Raw genomic sequence first — 17,929 nt, forward strand, 5'->3', positions numbered from 1 at the left:
GGCATTGAGGAGAAGCTCATGGCCGGCGCAAAAGAGATACGTAGTAAGATCGCAAGCGTCCAGAACACGCAAAAGATCACTAAAGCGATGGAGATGGTCGCCGCTTCCAAAATGCGTAAATCGCAGGAGCGTATGGCGGCCAGCCGTCCTTATGCAGATACCATGCGTAAAGTGATTGGTCACCTTGCGAGTGGTAATCTGGAATACAAGCACCCTTACCTGGAAGAACGCGACGTTAAGCGCGTGGGCTACCTGGTGGTGTCGACCGACCGTGGTCTGTGCGGTGGCTTGAACATTAACCTGTTCAAGAAACTGTTGGCGGATATGAAAGCATGGTCTGATAAAGGCGTTCAGAGCGAAATCGCGATGATCGGCTCTAAAGGCGTGTCTTTCTTCAATTCCGTAGGTGGCAATATTGTCGCCCAGGTGACCGGTATGGGTGATAACCCGTCCCTGTCCGAACTGATCGGCCCGGTAAAAGTGATGTTGCAGGCCTATGATGAAGGCCGTCTGGACAGGTTGTACGTTGTCAGCAACAAATTTATTAACACCATGTCTCAGGTTCCGACCCTCACGCAGATGCTGCCGTTACCGGCATCAGACGATGCTGAGTTGAAGCGTAAATCCTGGGATTACCTGTATGAGCCAGATCCAAAAGCGCTGCTGGATACCCTCCTGCGTCGTTATGTGGAATCTCAGGTTTATCAGGGCGTGGTAGAAAACCTGGCCAGCGAGCAGGCCGCACGTATGGTGGCGATGAAAGCCGCGACCGACAATGGCGGCAGCCTGATTAAAGAGCTGCAGTTGGTTTACAACAAAGCTCGTCAGGCCAGCATTACTCAGGAACTCACCGAGATCGTCGGTGGTGCATCCGCGGTATAACCAGGTTAATTCGTAGAGGATTCAAGATGGCTACTGGAAAAATTGTCCAGGTAATCGGCGCCGTGGTTGACGTCGAATTCCCTCAGGATGCCGTACCGCGCGTGTACGATGCTCTTGAGGTACAAAATGGTAACGAGAAACTGGTGCTGGAAGCTCAGCAGCAGCTCGGCGGCGGTATCGTGCGTACTATCGCCATGGGTTCTTCCGACGGCCTGCGTCGTGGTCTGGAAGTTAAAGACCTCGAGCACCCGATCGAAGTCCCGGTAGGTAAAGCAACCCTGGGCCGTATCATGAACGTCCTGGGTCAGCCGATCGACATGAAAGGCGACATCGGTGAAGAAGAGCGTTGGGCTATCCACCGCGCAGCACCTTCCTATGAAGAGCTGTCCAGCTCTCAGGAACTGCTGGAAACCGGTATCAAAGTAATGGATCTGATCTGCCCGTTCGCTAAGGGTGGTAAAGTCGGTCTGTTCGGTGGTGCGGGTGTAGGTAAAACTGTAAACATGATGGAGCTTATCCGTAACATCGCGATTGAGCACTCCGGTTACTCTGTGTTTGCAGGCGTGGGTGAACGTACTCGTGAGGGTAACGACTTCTACCACGAAATGACCGACTCCAACGTACTGGATAAAGTATCCCTGGTGTACGGCCAGATGAACGAGCCGCCGGGAAACCGTCTGCGCGTTGCGCTGACCGGCCTGACCATGGCTGAGAAATTCCGTGACGAAGGCCGTGACGTTCTGCTGTTCGTCGATAACATCTACCGTTATACCCTGGCCGGTACGGAAGTATCCGCACTGCTGGGTCGTATGCCTTCTGCGGTAGGTTATCAGCCAACTCTGGCGGAAGAGATGGGTGTTCTTCAGGAACGTATCACCTCTACCAAAACCGGTTCTATCACCTCCGTTCAGGCGGTATACGTACCTGCGGATGACTTGACTGACCCGTCACCAGCCACCACCTTTGCGCACCTTGACGCGACTGTGGTACTGAGCCGTCAGATCGCATCCCTGGGTATCTACCCGGCCGTTGACCCGCTGGATTCCACCAGCCGTCAGCTGGATCCGCTGGTTGTTGGTCAGGAGCACTACGACACCGCGCGTGGCGTACAGTCTATCCTGCAGCGTTACCAGGAACTGAAAGACATCATCGCCATCCTGGGTATGGATGAACTGTCTGAAGACGACAAACTGGTCGTGGCACGTGCGCGTAAAATTCAGCGCTTCCTGTCTCAGCCGTTCTTCGTTGCAGAAGTCTTCACCGGTTCTCCGGGTAAATTCGTATCGCTGAAAGATACTATCCGTGGCTTTAAAGGCATCATGGACGGTGAATACGATCACCTGCCGGAGCAGGCGTTCTATATGGTTGGCACCATCGACGAAGCCGTCGAGAAAGCCAAAAAACTTTAACGCCTTAATCGGAGGGTGATATGGCAATGACTTACCACCTGGATGTCGTCAGCGCAGAGCAACAAATGTTCTCTGGTCTGGTTGAGAAAATCCAGGTAACGGGCAGTGAAGGTGAGCTGGGTATCTACCCAGGGCACGCCCCGCTGCTCACCGCCATTAAGCCTGGTATGATCCGCATCGTTAAACAGTTCGGTCATGAAGAGTTTATCTATCTGTCCGGCGGCATTCTTGAAGTGCAGCCTGGTAGCGTGACCGTTCTGGCTGATACCGCGATTCGTGGCCAGGATCTCGACGAAGCGCGAGCCCTGGAGTCGAAGCGTAAAGCGGAAGAGCACATTAAGAGCTCGCACGGTGATGTTGATTACGCTCAGGCATCCGCTGAACTGGCTAAAGCTATCGCGAAACTGCGCGTTATCGAGTTGACCAGAAAAGCGATGTAACACCGGCTTGAATGTCTCAAGGCCAGTCTGGTTTCCAGGCTGGCTTTTTTTATGCCCTCTGTTAATTAAATGTGAAATAACCTGATGGTGGTATTGATCGGTTCAAAAATGAAGCGTAGACTTATTTTTGTGATGCAAGTCACAAAAAATATCCAGTGCTATGCAGGAATTCATAATGAAAATGATCAATAAAATCATCGCTATGTTCAGCAACATGAACTTCTGAGTTCTGATTGCCAGAATAGAAAAAGGTCGCCACCAGGCGGCCTTTTTGTTTATTAGCGCTTTATTCAGGTGACAAAAAAACCGTAAAAGCAGCGGCATAGCCACTAATATTCAGATTCAGGGGATATTTTTCGGGACAAAACCGTTTACGATGGCCGAAAATAGAGTCATTAACCGGTTTTTAACCCATGCGTTGTGCATTTTCTCTGCATCCCATTTCATGATGCAAAATATGTAGAATTTTCAACGCGAAAGGTTTCTACTTCCCACTCAAACTACTGTCAGGATGCGTATGTCAAACAGTGCGATGAGCGTGGTTATCCTTGCTGCAGGCAAAGGGACCCGCATGTATTCCGAACTCCCCAAGGTGCTTCACACCCTGGCGGGAAAACCGATGGTTCAGCATGTTATTGATACAGCTGCTGATTTAGGGGCCGCCCAGGTGCACCTGGTGTACGGTCACGGCGGTGATTTACTGCAGCAGACCCTGAAAAACGACAATCTGAACTGGGTGTTGCAGGCCGAACAGCTGGGTACTGGTCATGCGATGCAGCAGGCTGCACCGTTCTTTGGCGATGATGAAGACATCCTGATGCTGTACGGCGATGTACCGCTGATTTCTGTCGACACCCTTAAGCGTCTGTGTGCGGTGAAACCGCAGGGTGGGATCGGTTTGCTGACGGTAAAACTCGATAATCCTACCGGCTACGGCCGTATTACCCGTGAAAACGGCAAGGTAACGGGTATTGTTGAGCAGAAAGATGCCAGCGAAGAGCAGCTGAAAATTCAGGAAATTAACACCGGTATCCTGGTGGCCAACGGTGCAGACATGAAGCGCTGGCTATCAAAGCTGAACAACAACAACGCTCAGGGCGAGTTCTACATCACCGACATCATTGCCATGGCATATGCAGAAGGTCATGAGATTGCCACCGTGCATCCAACCCACCTGAGCGAAATGGAAGGCGTTAACAACCGTCTGCAGCTCGCTCGTCTGGAGCGTGTCTACCAGAGCGAACAGGCGGATAAACTGCTGCTGGCAGGGGTTATGTTGCGCGATCCGGCACGTTTCGATCTGCGCGGTACCCTGAACCACGGGCGCGATGTAGAAATCGATACTAACGTCATCATCGAAGGCCGCGTGACACTCGGCAACCGGGTGAAGATCGGCACTGGCTGCGTGATTAAAAACAGCGTTATCGGTGATGACTGCGAAATTAGCCCGTATTCAGTGGTTGAGGACGCTCACCTGGAAGCTGCTTGTACCATTGGTCCGTTTGCCCGTCTGCGTCCGGGATCTTTGCTGCAGGAAGGCGCTCACGTTGGCAACTTTGTCGAAATGAAAAAAGCGCGTCTGGGTAAAGGCTCCAAAGCGGGTCACCTGAGCTATCTCGGTGACGCGGAAATTGGCGACAACGTTAATATCGGCGCAGGTACCATCACCTGTAACTACGATGGTGCGAATAAGTTCAAGACTATCATCGGTGACGATGTGTTTGTCGGTTCCGATACTCAGCTGGTGGCTCCGGTGAGCGTAGGTAATGGCGCCACTATCGCTGCAGGTACCACGGTTACCCGTGATGTTGCCGATAACGAGCTGGTGATTAGCCGCGTGCCGCAGGTGCATAAACAGGGCTGGCAGCGTCCGGTGAAGAAGAAGTGATAGTGTTTTCTCCCTCGCCCTTTTGGGGTGAGGGTCGGGGTGAGAGGATAATATAATCCTCCCCCCCAACAGCAGTACTCATAAATATAACCCCACTCTCTACAAGGCTCGGGGCGCCCGGAAAGGGCAAATACAGGTCAGCGACAACGCAGGCGTAATGCCTAAATTCGGAATCTAAAACTATGTGTGGAATTGTTGGCGCAGTTGCGCAGCGTGATATTGCTGAAATCCTTCTCGAAGGGTTACGTCGTCTGGAATACCGTGGCTATGACTCTGCCGGTCTGGCGGTGGTTGATGAAGCAGGTCATATGACCCGTCTGCGTCGTCTCGGTAAAGTGCAGATGCTGGCTCAGGCCGCGGAAGAACACCCGCTGCACGGAGGTACCGGTATCGCGCACACCCGTTGGGCAACCCACGGTGAACCGTCTGAAAGTAACGCGCATCCGCATGTGTCCGACCACATTGTGGTGGTCCATAACGGCATCATCGAAAACCACGAACCGCTGCGCGAACTGCTGCAGTCTCGTGGCTACGTTTTTGCCTCTGAAACTGACACCGAAGTGATTGCTCACCTGGTGCACTGGGAGCTGGAGCAGGGCGGTACACTGCGTGAAGCGGTGTTGCGTGCTATTCCTCAGCTGCGTGGCGCTTACGGTACAGTCGTGATGGATTCTCGCGATCCGAGCACGCTGCTGGCTGCGCGTTCTGGAAGCCCGCTGGTTATCGGTCTTGGCATGGGGGAAAACTTCATTGCTTCCGATCAGCTGGCACTGCTGCCGGTAACCCGTCGTTTCATCTTCCTTGAAGAGGGTGATATTGCGGAAGTGACTCGTCGTAGCGTCACTATCTTCGACAAATCGGGTGCAGAAGTTAAGCGTCAGGATATCGAATCGAACCTGCAATATGATGCTGGTGATAAGGGTATCTATCGCCACTACATGCAAAAAGAGATTTACGAGCAGCCGAACGCTATCAAAAACACCCTCACCGGCCGTATCAGCCATGGTGAAGTGGATTTGAGCGAGCTCGGTGCTAACGCCAATGAAATGCTCGCCCAGGTTGAGCATATCCAGATTGTTGCCTGTGGCACCTCCTACAACTCCGGTATGGTGTCCCGCTACTGGTTTGAAGCACTGGCCGGTGTGCCGTGTGATGTGGAGATCGCTTCTGAGTTCCGCTATCGCAAATCGGCGGTACGTCGCAACAGCCTGATGATTACCCTGTCTCAGTCTGGCGAAACGGCCGATACGCTGGCGGCACTGCGTTTGTCGAAGGAGCTGGGGTACCTCGGTTCCCTCGCTATCTGCAACGTACCTGGCTCTTCGCTGGTACGTGAATCTGACCTGGCGCTGATGACCAAAGCCGGCACCGAAATCGGTGTGGCGTCCACCAAAGCGTTTACCACTCAGCTGACCGTTCTGCTGATGCTGGTGGCGAAACTGGCGCGCCTGAAAGGGGCTGATGCCGCCATTGAGCACGACATCGTTCACGGTCTGCAGGCGCTGCCGAGCCGTATTGAGCAGATGCTGTCTCAGGACAAACGCATTGAAGCCCTGGCAGAAGATTTCTCTGACAAGCACCACGCGCTGTTCCTCGGTCGCGGCGATCAGTACCCGATCGCGCTCGAAGGTGCGCTGAAGCTTAAAGAGATCTCCTACATTCACGCCGAAGCCTATGCGGCAGGTGAGCTGAAACACGGCCCGCTGGCGCTGATTGATGCCGATATGCCGGTTATCGTCGTGGCACCGAACAACGAACTGCTGGAAAAACTGAAATCCAACATCGAAGAAGTTCGCGCCCGTGGCGGCGTGCTGTATGTCTTCGCCGATCAGGATGCCGGTTTCAACAGCAGCGACAACATGCACATCATCGAGATGCCGCATGTGGAAGAGGTGATTGCGCCTATCTTCTACACCGTGCCGCTGCAGCTGCTGGCGTATCACGTTGCGCTGATTAAAGGCACCGACGTCGATCAGCCGCGTAACCTGGCGAAGTCCGTTACCGTCGAGTAAAACGCTGCGCAACACATCGCAAGCGTTAATCGTAAAAATCCGGAGTGCTGTTGCAGCATCCCGGATTTTTTTATGTCGTCAATTCATCACCCTGAGAGGCTGAATATGGCTCAGGATTACCGTAAGCAGGTGTTCCGGGCCATGGACTACATCAGTCAGCATCTGGCTCACAATCCCACTCTGGAAGATGTTGCCCGGGAAGTGGCGCTCTCCAGCTTTCATTTTCATCGAATTTTCAAAGCACTGGTTGGTGAAACCGTTGCGGAATTTACCCGTCGTCTGCGGATGGAGAAAGCCGCAATGCGTTTGATTGATGCGCCTTACAGCGACATTACCGGTCTGGCTTTGCAGAGTGGATTTTCCAGCTCACAGAATTTTGCCCGGGCATTTCGTCAGCATTTTTCCGTTTCTCCGGGAGCGTTTCGTCTGCGCTATCGTCCGGATACAAAAAGCAAGGCAGGACACGTTCCGTGTCAGAAAAGCACCTATCCTCAGAGCGATATTAGCGAGGAGCAGCGCCGCACCGCCGGTTTGCTTGGTGTGAGTGTGGTTTCGCTTCCGACGCGACGAGTGGCCTTTATGCGCCGGTTTGGCCCCTATGGCAAAGAAACCTGCCAGCAAACGCATCGGGATCTGCTTGCCTCGTTACCGGAAAGGACACCCGCGCATCCCGCAGGAACGTTTTGTGTGTACTGGGATCCGCCGGACGTCACGACCGAATTGCGCTGCCGTACCGATGTCGGTTTTGAGCTTGCGCCGGGTGAACAGGTGCCCAGAAACATTGCTGTGCAGACCATTGCAGGTGGAAGTTACCTTGTTGGCCAGTGTGCAGCTCACGAGGATCAAATCGACCACACCTGGAAGCTCGCTTTTGCCTGGATGCGGACGCGGGGAATGATAAAAAGCGATAAGCCCTGCTACGAAAAGTATTACAACGAGACCAACGCAGCCTGCAATTTTTATGTCTATGACATTTGCATCCCTTTGAATTAACGCCAGAAGAATGACGAATTACCACAATAAATAATGGGTTTATTCGCAACGCAACGGAGTTAATTATTAATGAAATTCTCTATGATTTTTCTGGCATGTACACTGGCTGCGAGTTCGGCTATTGCTCAGGCGGGGAGTCAGCAAACGCTGTTTTATGGCGGACACATCTATTCCGCCGATCCTGAGAACCTGCATCCTGAGGCCATCGGAATTGAAGGTGACAAGATTGTTGCCGTTGGCCGCTATCAGGATGTCCTTAAACAAATGGGCGCCACTGCCCGCCGAGTCGATTTACAAGGTAAATTCCTGATGCCGGGATTTATCGACAGCCATGCCCACGTCGCGGACGGTGGATTTCAGACCATTACCGTCGAGTTTCCGCCGGCGTTGAAAGAGGCGCAGGCCATCAAAACCTTCGTGGCGAAAAACGAAAGTAACCCTCGGCGCGATCTCCATGGCATTCAGTTCTATAGCAATGTCTCTCTGGATTATTGGGACAATATTCCCCTGCTGAACCGCGTTTTTAATGCACCTGAGTATCAGGATGTTCCAGTGGTTCTGGCGGGCTCTGATGCCCACACTGGCTGGGTGAATCAGGCGATGCTGCGCAAAGCAAATCTGACCCCGCAGACCATCGTCACCGCTGACAGCAGTATTAAAGCGAACGTCGGATTTACGGGCGACGGTAAACTCAACGGCTTTGTTTCGGAAGGCGCCTGGGATCGGGTTCTGAGCGCCATTCCGCCCGTCGACAACGAAAAAATCGCCCAGTCGATTGTTGCGGGAGCAAAAGAGATGAACCGCTACGGTATCACCGCCTGGATGGAGCCGCTCAGCAATCTGCGGCCACTGGCGCCCTCCTTTGATGCTCATCCCGGGCCCGGTGATGAAGGGCTGCTCCCGGCCTACAGTGAACTTGCAAAACGCGGGGAACTCACCGCGCATGTGACCGGGTTAGCCCTGGTCAATATCGACGCCTCGCCGGCGGTGATTGATGATGTTGTCGCTCTCCGCGCAAAATATGCCGGTATCCCCAACATCGTGCTGTCCGGGATTAAAATTTTCCAGGATGGGGTGATTGAGTACCCGTCACAGACGGCGAAGCTAAGCCAGCCGTATCTGAACCGGCCCGGCTACAGTGGTAACAATTCGCTCGATAAAGTGAAGTTCTGCTCGCTGGTGGCCAAAGCCGATGCGGCAAAACTTATCGCCCATTTCCACGCTATTGGCGATCGTGCCGTAGAGGAGTCTCTGGATGCCGTGGCCTGTGCCAGAAAGCAAAATGGCGATAGCCAGGTTATGCACAGTATCACCCATCTGGAAATTGTTAGTCCGCAGAGCCTTCCCCGTTTCCAGCAGTTGAACGTCGCGGCGTCGATGCAGTTACTGTGGGCGGGAAAAGACAGTGCAACCACTACGCTGCTGGAAGGGAAAGTTCCGACTCCCTTACTACAACATCTCTATCCCGCGGGCGATTTGTTCCGCCATCACGCACTGATTGCCGGTGCCAGCGACTGGCCTGTTTCGAGCCCTAATCCGCTGTTTGCTATCTATACGGCGGTGACCCGAATGGGGGAAGAGGGGGAACTACCGCCTGACAGTGAAAAAATCAGCCGGGCCGCGATGCTGCAGGCCTATACGTTAAACGCCGCAAAAGTGATTGGTCGTGACAAAGAGACCGGATCTCTTAGCGTAGGGAAAAGTGCAGATATGGTGCTGTTCGACAGAAACCTTGAAAAAGTGAGTATTGAGAAGCTGCGGGATGCTCCGGTGCTCTGGACCATGTTTGCGGGAAAAGAAGTCTACAGCGGGATGTAAGCACGTTCATAAAGGCCACCTAAGGGTGGCCTTTCTATCAGCATTGGCTACGCTTTGAGGTGTCACAAAAATAAAATTTTAGTGAAAACTTAATGTCATAAATATGGCTATTTATTTGATGAGTAAGGGTTTTTATTTTTGTTTTTAACAAAAATTTCGCTTGTCATAAAACTGTCATAAACCATACATATAACTGTCACCTCTTTGTCCTATTTTGCTCATCGTAGCCACTTAACAATGATTTATACCCATCTTGCAGGAGACATTATGAAAGTCATGCGTACCACTGTCGCAACTGTTGTCGCCGCGACCTTATCGATGAGCGCTTTCTCTGCGTTTGCAGCAGCAAGCCTGACAGGTGCAGGTGCAACCTTCCCTGCGCCGGTGTATGCCAAATGGGCGGATACCTACCAGAAAGAAACGGGTAACAAAATTAACTATCAGGGTATCGGTTCCTCCGGTGGCGTTAAGCAAATCACAGCAAACACCGTTGACTTCGGGGCATCTGATGCGCCGCTGAGCGACGAAAAACTTTCTCAGGAAGGTCTGTTCCAGTTCCCGACCGTTATCGGTGGTGTGGTACTGGCGGTAAACCTGCCTGGCTTCAAATCCGGCGAGCTTGTGCTCGACGGTAAAACCCTGGGTGACATCTACCTCGGTAAAATCAAGAAGTGGGACGACGAAGCGATTGCTAAGCTGAACCCAGGCAAGAAACTGCCTGCGCAGAACATCGCCGTGGTTCGTCGTGCTGACGGTTCTGGTACTTCCTTCGTTTTCACCAGCTACCTGGCGAAAGTGAACGAAGAGTGGAAATCTAAAATTGGTTCTGGCTCTACCGTTAACTGGCCAACCGGTCTCGGTGGCAAAGGCAACGACGGCATCGCCGCCTTCGTACAGCGTCTGCCGGGCTCTATTGGCTATGTTGAATACGCTTACGCCAAGCAGAACAACCTGACTTATACCAAACTGAAATCTGCAGATGGTGCTGACGTCAGCCCGACCGAAGAGAGCTTCTCCAATGCGGCAAAAGGCGCTGACTGGAGCAAGTCCTTCGCACAGGATCTGACCAATCAGAAAGGGGCGGATGTGTGGCCAATCACCTCCACCACCTTCATCCTGGTCCACAAAGATCAGAAGAAACCTGAGCAGGGCGCAGAAGTGCTGAAATTCTTCGACTGGGCGTACAAAAACGGCGCGAAAGAAGCTAATGCGCTGGATTACGCTACCCTGCCGGAGAGCGTGGTTGAGCAGGTGCGTGCTGCATGGAAGACCAACGTAAAAGACAGCAGCGGTAAAGCACTGTACTAATTGGAATAATTAACGAAAATGGCGGGTAGCCCTGGTGCTTACCCGCCAGCTTCGTAAATGCGTTTAACAGAAGAGTGATTTATGGCTGCAAGCAAGCCTGCTTTTAACCCACCAAGCAAAAAGGGTGACATGATTTTCAGTGCGCTGGTAAAACTGGCTGCGCTGATTGTGCTATTGATGCTGGGTGGCATCATTGTTTCCCTGATGTTCTCCTCCTGGCCGAGCATTCAGAAGTTTGGCTTCTCATTCCTGTGGACCAAAGAGTGGGATGCTCCAAACGATATCTATGGTGCGCTAGTGCCGATTTACGGCACGCTGGTCACCTCATTTATCGCGCTGCTGATCGCCGTTCCGGTGAGTTTTGGTATCGCCCTGTTCCTGACGGAGCTGGCGCCAAACTGGTTGAAGCGCCCGCTGGGTATTGCGATTGAGCTGCTGGCGGCAATCCCGAGTATCGTTTACGGCATGTGGGGCCTGTTTATCTTCGCACCGCTGTTTGCCACCTACTTCCAGGAGCCGGTGGGCAATATCCTCTCCAGCATTCCGTTTGTTGGCGCCCTGTTCTCTGGCCCGGCATTTGGTATCGGCCTGCTGGCCGCGGGGGTTATCCTCGCTATCATGATTATTCCTTACATCGCAGCGGTTATGCGCGATGTGTTCGAACAAACTCCGGTGATGATGAAAGAGTCGGCCTATGGCATCGGCTGCACCACCTGGGAAGTTATCTGGCGCATCGTACTGCCGTTCACCAAAAATGGGGTGATCGGCGGCGTGATGCTGGGCCTGGGTCGTGCGCTGGGTGAAACCATGGCGGTGACCTTTATCATCGGCAACACCTACCAGCTCGACAGCGCATCGCTGTACATGCCGGGTAACAGCATCACCTCTGCCCTGGCGAACGAGTTTGCGGAAGCGGAATCTGGTCTGCACGTGGCGGCGCTGATGGAACTGGGTCTCATCCTGTTCGTTATCACCTTTATCGTTCTGGCTATTTCCAAGCTGATGATTAAACGCCTCGCGAAAAACGAGGGGGCACGTTAATGGCGACTCTCGAAATGCAAACCAGCCCGGAATTGATGGAATCTCGCCGCAAAATGCAGGCGAAACGCCGCATGAAAAACCGCATCGCCCTGACGCTCTCAATGGCGACGATGGTGTTTGGTTTGTTCTGGCTGGTGTGGATCCTGTTTTCTACCGTTACGCGCGGTATCGACGGTATGTCGCTTGCGCTGTTTACCGAAATGACGCCGCCGCCGAATACCGCGGGCGGTGGTCTGGCGAACGCCCTGGCGGGTAGCGGGCTGCTGATCCTCTGGTCAACGGTCATTGGTACCCCTCTCGGCATTATGGCGGGTATCTATCTGGCGGAATATGGCCGTAAATCCTGGCTTGCGGAAGTCATCCGCTTCATCAACGATATTCTGCTGTCCGCACCGTCTATCGTGGTAGGCCTGTTCGTTTACACCATTGTTGTGGCGCAGATGGAGCACTTCTCCGGCTGGGCGGGCGTGATTGCGCTGGCGCTGCTGCAGGTGCCGATTGTGATTCGAACCACCGAAAACATGCTGAAACTGGTGCCGGATAGCCTGCGTGAAGCGGCTTATGCCCTGGGCACGCCAAAATGGAAGATGATTTCCGCCATTACGCTGAAAGCCTCCGTCTCCGGGATCATGACCGGTGTGCTTTTGGCGGTCGCGCGTATTGCTGGTGAAACGGCTCCGCTGCTGTTCACCGCGCTCTCGAACCAGTTCTGGAGCACCGACATGATGCAGCCGATTGCCAACCTGCCGGTGACCATCTTCAAATTTGCGATGAGCCCGTTTGCTGAGTGGCAGCAGCTGGCCTGGGCCGGGGTGCTGATTATTACCCTCTGCGTCCTGTTGCTGAACATTCTGGCGCGCGTCATTTTTGCCAAGAGTAAACACGGTTAATTTTTACGGCGCGGCTTAGCGCGGCGCCGAATGAGGAAATGATTGAGATGAGTATGGCTAATACTGCCCCGGGTAAGATTACAGTTCGCGACCTGAACTTCTACTACGGCAAATTCCATGCCCTGAAGAACATCAACCTGGATATCGCTAAAAACCAGGTCACGGCGTTTATCGGGCCGTCTGGCTGCGGTAAATCCACGCTGCTGCGTACCTTCAACAAAATGTTTGAGCTTTATCCGGAGCAGCGCGCTGAAGGCGAAATTCTGCTGGATGGTGACAATATTCTCACCAATACCCAGGATATCGCGCTGCTGCGCGCCAAGGTTGGGATGGTCTTCCAGAAGCCAACGCCGTTCCCGATGTCGATTTACGACAACATCGCCTTTGGCGTGCGTCTGTTCGAAAAGCTGTCCCGTGCGGATATGGACGAGCGCGTACAGTGGGCTTTGACCAAGGCCGCATTATGGAACGAAACCAAAGATAAATTACACCAGAGTGGGTACTCTCTGTCCGGTGGTCAGCAGCAGCGTCTGTGCATTGCGCGCGGCATTGCGATTCGCCCGGAAGTGCTCCTGCTCGACGAACCCTGCTCGGCGCTCGATCCGATCTCAACCGGTCGTATCGAAGAGCTTATCACCGAGCTGAAACAGGATTACACCGTGGTTATCGTAACCCACAACATGCAGCAAGCGGCACGTTGTTCAGACCATACCGCGTTCATGTATCTTGGCGAGCTGATTGAATTCAGCAATACGGACGATCTGTTTACCAAGCCCGCGAAGAAACAGACGGAAGATTATATTACTGGCCGCTACGGTTGATTTGCCTTAGTGCATGTGGAGAAACCATGGACAACCTTAACCTCAACAAACATATTTCCGGCCAGTTTAACGCCGAGCTGGAGCATATCCGTACCCAGGTCATGACCATGGGTGGGCTGGTGGAACAGCAGCTGACTGATGCAATTACCGCGATGCACAATCAGGATCAGGAGCTGGCAAAGCGCGTCATCGACGGTGACAAGCAGGTCAACATGATGGAAGTGGCGATCGATGAAGCCTGCGTGCGCATCATCGCCAAACGTCAACCGACCGCCAGCGATCTGCGTCTGGTGATGGCGATTATCAAAACTATCGCTGAGCTGGAACGTATTGGCGACGTGGCCGATAAAATCTGCCGCACGGCGCTGGAGAAGTTCTCCCAACAGCATCAACCACTGCTGGTTAGCCTGGAGTCGCTGGGCCGCCACACGGTGCAAATGCTGCATGATGTGCTGGACGCTTTTGCGCGTATGGATATCGACGAAGCGGTGCGTATTTACCGTGAAGATAAAAAAGTGGACCAGGAGTATGAGGGCATTGTGCGTCAGCTGATGACCTACATGATGGAAGACTCCCGCACCATTCCAAGCGTGTTGACTGCACTGTTCTGCGCGCGCTCCATCGAGCGTATCGGAGACCGCTGCCAGAATATCTGCGAATACATCTTCTACTTCGTGAAGGGACAAGATTTCCGTCACGTGGGCGGCGATGAGCTGGATAAGCTGCTGGCGGGTAAAGATCCGAAGGAGTAATACGGATCCCCTCGCCCCTTTGGGGTGAGGGGAGAATCGCGATATCAGCGTGTAATATCCCACCCACGCGCTTTCCACAACGCCGGTAATTCCGCCAGACGGGTGAAAGTCGTCACTTTTGGATGGTCGATCGGTTTGTTATGCGGATCGGCACAGAAGTAAAACACCTCCATCCCTGCATCAATGCCAGATTGCGCACCCGCGCTGGAATCATCCACCAGAATGCAGTTTTCCGCTCTGACATCCATCGCTTTGGCGGCGTGGAACATCAGGGCCGGGTCCGGCTTCCAGCGCTGAATATCGTAGCCGCTGAACAATTTCTCCGGAAAATGATGCAACATGCCGGTTTTCCCCAGCGAATGCTGCATTTTACTGACCGGGCCGTTAGAGACCACGCACATAGGTACCGTCACTGCGTTAAGTAGCGCATTCGCCCCGGCGATGACCTCCAGTTCGCTGTCAAACAAGCGAGCAACCTCAGCGCGATACGCTGTCTCAAGCTCGTCGCGCTGCAGGCTTACGCCATATTCTGTGCCAATGGTGTCGATTATCTCGTGGAGCTTCACGCCCTTAAAGCGCTTAAAGATCTCCTCAAGTTCAAGGGAGATGCCCACTTGTTCGAACATATGGACATAGGCACGGGAACAAATCACTTCACTGTCGACCAGCGTGCCATCGCAGTCGAAGAATACCGCCTCAATGTTGGACATGCCGTTTCCTGTTATAGCAAGTTTAACGTTTACGTAATGTAATTACCGGCGACGCAATCGTTGCCGTATAAGCAAATTCGATGAAAAAAGTGATGCTTTATCCCCCCTATTGTCGCATTTTGCGGTAGGATAGCGACGAATTTTCCCTCCAATGCTTCGGAACCAGAAGATGAGTCAACAACACACAACCCAGACCTCCGGTCGGGGACTGCTTGAGCGCGTGTTTAAACTGCGCGAACACGGGACTTCTGCCCGTACGGAAGTGATCGCCGGTTTTACAACGTTCCTGACGATGGTCTACATCGTTTTCGTTAACCCGCAAATTCTTGGCGCCGCGGGAATGGACACCAGCGCCGTGTTTGTAACGACCTGCCTTATCGCCGCCCTCGGCAGTATCCTGATGGGACTGTTTGCCAACCTGCCGGTTGCGCTGGCCCCGGCAATGGGTCTGAACGCTTTCTTCGCCTTTGTGGTCGTTGGTGCAATGGGTTTGCCATGGCAAATTGGCATGGGCGCGATTTTCTGGGGCGCCGTTGGTCTGCTGCTGCTGACCATTTTCCGTGTGCGTTACTGGATGATTGCGAATATCCCGGTCAGCCTGCGCGTGGGGATCACCAGCGGTATCGGTCTGTTTATCGGCATGATGGGCCTGAAGAACGCTGGTGTTATCGTCGCAAACTAGGATACGCTGGTGTCGATTGGTCACCTGACCTCGCATAACGTCCTGCTCGGTATTCTTGGCTTCTTCATCATTGCTATTCTTGCCTCGCGTAACATTCACGCGGCGGTGCTGGTGTCGATAATCGTCACTACCCTGCTGGGCTGGTTGCTGGGCGATGTGCACTACACCGGTATCGTTTCTGCGCCGCCGAGCGTCACTAGCGTCGTGGGCCAGGTCGACCTGGCGGGTTCCCTGAATCTGGGTCTCGCGGGTATTATTTTCTCCTTCATGCTGGTTAACCTGTTTGACTCTTCCGGTACCCTGATTGGTGTCACCGACAAAGCTGGCCTTGCAGATGATAAAGGCAAATTCCCGCGTATGAAGCAGGCGCTGTACGTGGACAGTATCTCTTCTGTTGCCGGTTCATTCATTGGTACGTCTTCCGTTACCGCGTATATCGAGTCGTCTTCCGGGGTGTCCGTGGGCGGACGTACTGGCCTGACGGCGGTGATCGTGGGTCTGCTGTTCCTGCTGGTGATTTTCCTGTCACCGCTGGCGGGCATGGTGCCACCTTACGCGGCCGCGGGTGCGCTGATTTATGTGGGCGTACTGATGACTTCAAGCCTGTCGCGCGTGAAGTGGGATGATCTGACCGAAGCGGTTCCGGCGTTCATTACGGCAGTGATGATGCCGTTTAGCTTCTCTATCACTGAAGGGATCGCTCTTGGCTTTATCTCTTACTGTGTGATGAAAATCGGTACCGGTCGTTTCCGCGATCTTAGCCCGTGCGTGATCATCGTCGCGCTGCTGTTCGTACTGAAGATTGCGTTTATTGATGCTCACTAAAAGGTTTTAGTGTTTGCACCCTCTCCCTGTGGGAGAGGGATGAGGTGAGGGCATCAGAGCGCACTCACCTCTGTCATTACGCTTTCACCCGCTGAATATACTCACCGAATGCGGTCAACTGACCGGTCAGATGATCAAGCGTACTTTGATCAATCACTTCACCCGTCTGTGGGTCGACCTTATTCTGAATAACGCCGCCCATAAACTCCGGTTTATTCATCACCATCGCATCAAGGAACACCAGAATCTGGCGCAGATGATACTGGCAGCGTGCGCCGCCAATAGCGCCCATTGAGCTGGTCTGAATCAGTACTGGCTTGCCGGCCAGCGGCTGATTCGGTAAGCGTGACAGCCAGTCGATGGCGTTTTTCAGCCCGCCTGGCACCGAGTAGTTATATTCCGGCGTCACAATGACCACACCATCCGCCTGACGAATCTGTTCTGCCAGCGCTTCCACGCTCTGCGGGAAGCCATCTTCCTGCTGTATATCCGCATCGTACAGTGGAATATCGCCAATAGACGGTAGCGGCGCTATCTCCATGCCTGTTGGCGCGATTTTTGGCAAGGTTCTGGCAACCATTGCGTTAAATGAGCCTTTGCGCAGGCTTCCCAGTAATGTAACGACGTTCAACGCTTCGGACATGATTACTCCTTTGTCATCGTGACGGTCAGTTCAGTATAAGGGCTTTTTCCGCCGGTAAACTGGTGAATCGCATAAGGCGAGCGGCTGGTTCTTTCGCCCGGCTCTGAATGTCGGGCAGGCTGCTCCAGCCATTTTTACCATCGTACTCCCAGAGCCGTAGCTTTTCGATGGCCGGGCTTGCGGCTACGGACCATACCAGCACGTCTTCGGCATCGCAGATAGCTTCTGCCTGCATGACGTTCGCGACGCGCAGGCGACCAGAGCCTGGCAGCAGCTGCAACAGACCGGGTGAATCCTGCTCGAAGTACCCCGCCATCTTGAGCACGCTCTGGCGCAACGCGACCAGTTGAACTCGCGCTTCGTGCGGATCGTTCTGGTTGTTAATCCACAGATTTTCGTTGCTTGAAAAGCGGTAGTGCTCAGGCGGATGCAGGCTATGAACGCTGCCCAGACTGTGTTGCAGCTCCATATCGAGGCCGCAATCCCCTTCGGTGGTGAGCGCGACGCCGACAATATTGCCGGTATAGGCCATGGAAAAACGCGGTAGCTCCGGGTCTGAAAACGCCGGTTTGCCGTTCGCCTGAGAGCGGATTTCCGGCAATTCACTGATGCCATACAGCATAAACATCAGCTCGGCGAGTAGCGCTCTGGATGCCAGATAGCGGGTTCTGCGATGCTCCGGCAGCTGCCGGGCGGCGTGGTGTATAGCGGCGGGAAGCCGAACCGAAAGCGGATGACTGTCGCTCAATATCCCTCGTGCAAAGTGCGTGGCCATTTTTCTCTCCCTGATTAATGGACAATGGTTATCGGTGACC

The 17,929-nt window shown here is 53.6% G+C and carries 15 protein-coding genes and 1 pseudogene; 13 read left to right on the top strand and 3 right to left on the bottom strand.

The annotated features are described in order from the left end of the window. The first annotated feature begins 18 nt into the window (after window positions 1–18). From atpG to phoU, 12 genes are all read left to right on the top strand, one after another. The gene (gene atpG / locus GYRE_RS04790) at window positions 19–882 is read left to right on the top strand and encodes a F0F1 ATP synthase subunit gamma (protein WP_006817883.1); all 864 of its coding nucleotides are present in this window, start codon (window positions 19–21) and stop codon (window positions 880–882) included. A gap of 26 nt (window positions 883–908) precedes the next feature. After that, window positions 909–2,291, top strand: a complete 1,383-nt coding sequence (atpD, locus tag GYRE_RS04795; protein ID WP_006817882.1) for a F0F1 ATP synthase subunit beta — start codon at window positions 909–911, stop codon at window positions 2,289–2,291. Window positions 2,292–2,311: 20 nt separating this feature from the next. Then, window positions 2,312–2,731 carry a F0F1 ATP synthase subunit epsilon gene (locus GYRE_RS04800; RefSeq protein ID WP_006817881.1) on the top strand — a complete coding sequence of 140 codons (420 nt, stop codon included), beginning with the start codon at window positions 2,312–2,314 and terminating at the stop codon, window positions 2,729–2,731. Window positions 2,732–3,248: 517 nt separating this feature from the next. Further along, window positions 3,249–4,619: a bifunctional UDP-N-acetylglucosamine diphosphorylase/glucosamine-1-phosphate N-acetyltransferase GlmU gene (gene glmU, locus GYRE_RS04810; RefSeq protein ID WP_038253492.1), complete on the top strand. Its 1,371-nt coding sequence runs from the start codon at window positions 3,249–3,251 to the stop codon at window positions 4,617–4,619. Between the two features lie 182 nt (window positions 4,620–4,801). Then, entirely contained in the window at window positions 4,802–6,631 is a 1,830-nt protein-coding gene (gene glmS, locus GYRE_RS04815; RefSeq protein ID WP_038253495.1) for a glutamine--fructose-6-phosphate transaminase (isomerizing), read from the top strand. A gap of 72 nt (window positions 6,632–6,703) precedes the next feature. After that, on the top strand, window positions 6,704–7,624 hold the full coding sequence (locus GYRE_RS04820) for an AraC family transcriptional regulator (protein WP_245939502.1): 921 nt from the start codon (window positions 6,704–6,706) through the stop codon (window positions 7,622–7,624). A gap of 69 nt (window positions 7,625–7,693) precedes the next feature. After that, a complete protein-coding gene (locus tag GYRE_RS04825) occupies window positions 7,694–9,442 on the top strand; it encodes an amidohydrolase (RefSeq protein ID WP_038253501.1) in 1,749 nt (582 codons plus the stop codon). A 267-nt stretch (window positions 9,443–9,709) separates the two neighbouring features. After that, the gene (pstS, locus tag GYRE_RS04830; RefSeq protein ID WP_038253503.1) at window positions 9,710–10,750 is read left to right on the top strand and encodes a phosphate ABC transporter substrate-binding protein PstS; all 1,041 of its coding nucleotides are present in this window, start codon (window positions 9,710–9,712) and stop codon (window positions 10,748–10,750) included. An 81-nt stretch (window positions 10,751–10,831) separates the two neighbouring features. Continuing rightward, on the top strand, window positions 10,832–11,791 hold the full coding sequence (gene pstC / locus GYRE_RS04835; RefSeq protein WP_006817874.1) for a phosphate ABC transporter permease PstC: 960 nt from the start codon (window positions 10,832–10,834) through the stop codon (window positions 11,789–11,791). Next, entirely contained in the window at window positions 11,791–12,681 is an 891-nt protein-coding gene (pstA, locus tag GYRE_RS04840; RefSeq protein WP_006817873.1) for a phosphate ABC transporter permease PstA, read from the top strand. The genes pstC and pstA overlap by 1 nt, the downstream gene beginning before the upstream one ends. Before the next feature lie 47 nt (window positions 12,682–12,728). Further along, window positions 12,729–13,502, top strand: coding sequence for a phosphate ABC transporter ATP-binding protein PstB (gene pstB, locus GYRE_RS04845; protein WP_038253811.1), 774 nt, complete (start codon window positions 12,729–12,731; stop codon window positions 13,500–13,502). A gap of 26 nt (window positions 13,503–13,528) precedes the next feature. Further along, entirely contained in the window at window positions 13,529–14,254 is a 726-nt protein-coding gene (gene phoU / locus GYRE_RS04850) for a phosphate signaling complex protein PhoU (protein WP_006817871.1), read from the top strand. Window positions 14,255–14,298: 44 nt separating this feature from the next. Here phoU and yieH read toward each other — a convergent pair whose 3' ends face one another. Continuing rightward, the gene (yieH, locus tag GYRE_RS04855) at window positions 14,299–14,964 is read right to left on the bottom strand and encodes a 6-phosphogluconate phosphatase (protein ID WP_006817870.1); all 666 of its coding nucleotides are present in this window, start codon (window positions 14,962–14,964) and stop codon (window positions 14,299–14,301) included. 169 nt (window positions 14,965–15,133) lie between these two features. Here yieH and GYRE_RS04860 point away from each other — a divergent pair. Further along, window positions 15,134–16,471 (top strand): annotated as a pseudogene (locus GYRE_RS04860) (NCS2 family permease). A gap of 76 nt (window positions 16,472–16,547) precedes the next feature. On the opposite strand, the gene GYRE_RS04865 reads toward GYRE_RS04860, so the two are convergent. Beyond that, entirely contained in the window at window positions 16,548–17,114 is a 567-nt protein-coding gene (locus GYRE_RS04865; RefSeq protein WP_006817868.1) for an NADPH-dependent FMN reductase, read from the bottom strand. A gap of 25 nt (window positions 17,115–17,139) precedes the next feature. Beyond that, on the bottom strand, window positions 17,140–17,889 hold the full coding sequence (locus GYRE_RS04870) for a 4'-phosphopantetheinyl transferase family protein (protein WP_006817867.1): 750 nt from the start codon (window positions 17,887–17,889) through the stop codon (window positions 17,140–17,142). Window positions 17,890–17,929 lie beyond the last annotated feature (40 nt).

Origin of the sequence: Yokenella regensburgei ATCC 49455, assembly GCF_000735455.1 — a bacterium.
Classification (GTDB): domain Bacteria; phylum Pseudomonadota; class Gammaproteobacteria; order Enterobacterales; family Enterobacteriaceae; genus Yokenella; species Yokenella regensburgei.

Coding starts and splice junctions, on each gene's coding strand:
- GYRE_RS04870 (WP_006817867.1), bottom strand. CDS start 17,889: ATGGCCACGCACTTTGCACGAGGGATATTGAGCGACAGTCATCCGCTT.
- glmS (WP_038253495.1), top strand. CDS start 4,802: ATGTGTGGAATTGTTGGCGCAGTTGCGCAGCGTGATATTGCTGAAATC.
- GYRE_RS04820 (WP_245939502.1), top strand. CDS start 6,704: ATGTCGTCAATTCATCACCCTGAGAGGCTGAATATGGCTCAGGATTAC.
- pstS (WP_038253503.1), top strand. CDS start 9,710: ATGAAAGTCATGCGTACCACTGTCGCAACTGTTGTCGCCGCGACCTTA.
- atpG (WP_006817883.1), top strand. CDS start 19: ATGGCCGGCGCAAAAGAGATACGTAGTAAGATCGCAAGCGTCCAGAAC.
- GYRE_RS04865 (WP_006817868.1), bottom strand. CDS start 17,114: ATGTCCGAAGCGTTGAACGTCGTTACATTACTGGGAAGCCTGCGCAAA.
- GYRE_RS04800 (WP_006817881.1), top strand. CDS start 2,312: ATGGCAATGACTTACCACCTGGATGTCGTCAGCGCAGAGCAACAAATG.
- yieH (WP_006817870.1), bottom strand. CDS start 14,964: ATGTCCAACATTGAGGCGGTATTCTTCGACTGCGATGGCACGCTGGTC.
- phoU (WP_006817871.1), top strand. CDS start 13,529: ATGGACAACCTTAACCTCAACAAACATATTTCCGGCCAGTTTAACGCC.
- GYRE_RS04825 (WP_038253501.1), top strand. CDS start 7,694: ATGAAATTCTCTATGATTTTTCTGGCATGTACACTGGCTGCGAGTTCG.
- pstB (WP_038253811.1), top strand. CDS start 12,729: ATGAGTATGGCTAATACTGCCCCGGGTAAGATTACAGTTCGCGACCTG.
- pstA (WP_006817873.1), top strand. CDS start 11,791: ATGGCGACTCTCGAAATGCAAACCAGCCCGGAATTGATGGAATCTCGC.
- pstC (WP_006817874.1), top strand. CDS start 10,832: ATGGCTGCAAGCAAGCCTGCTTTTAACCCACCAAGCAAAAAGGGTGAC.
- atpD (WP_006817882.1), top strand. CDS start 909: ATGGCTACTGGAAAAATTGTCCAGGTAATCGGCGCCGTGGTTGACGTC.
- glmU (WP_038253492.1), top strand. CDS start 3,249: ATGTCAAACAGTGCGATGAGCGTGGTTATCCTTGCTGCAGGCAAAGGG.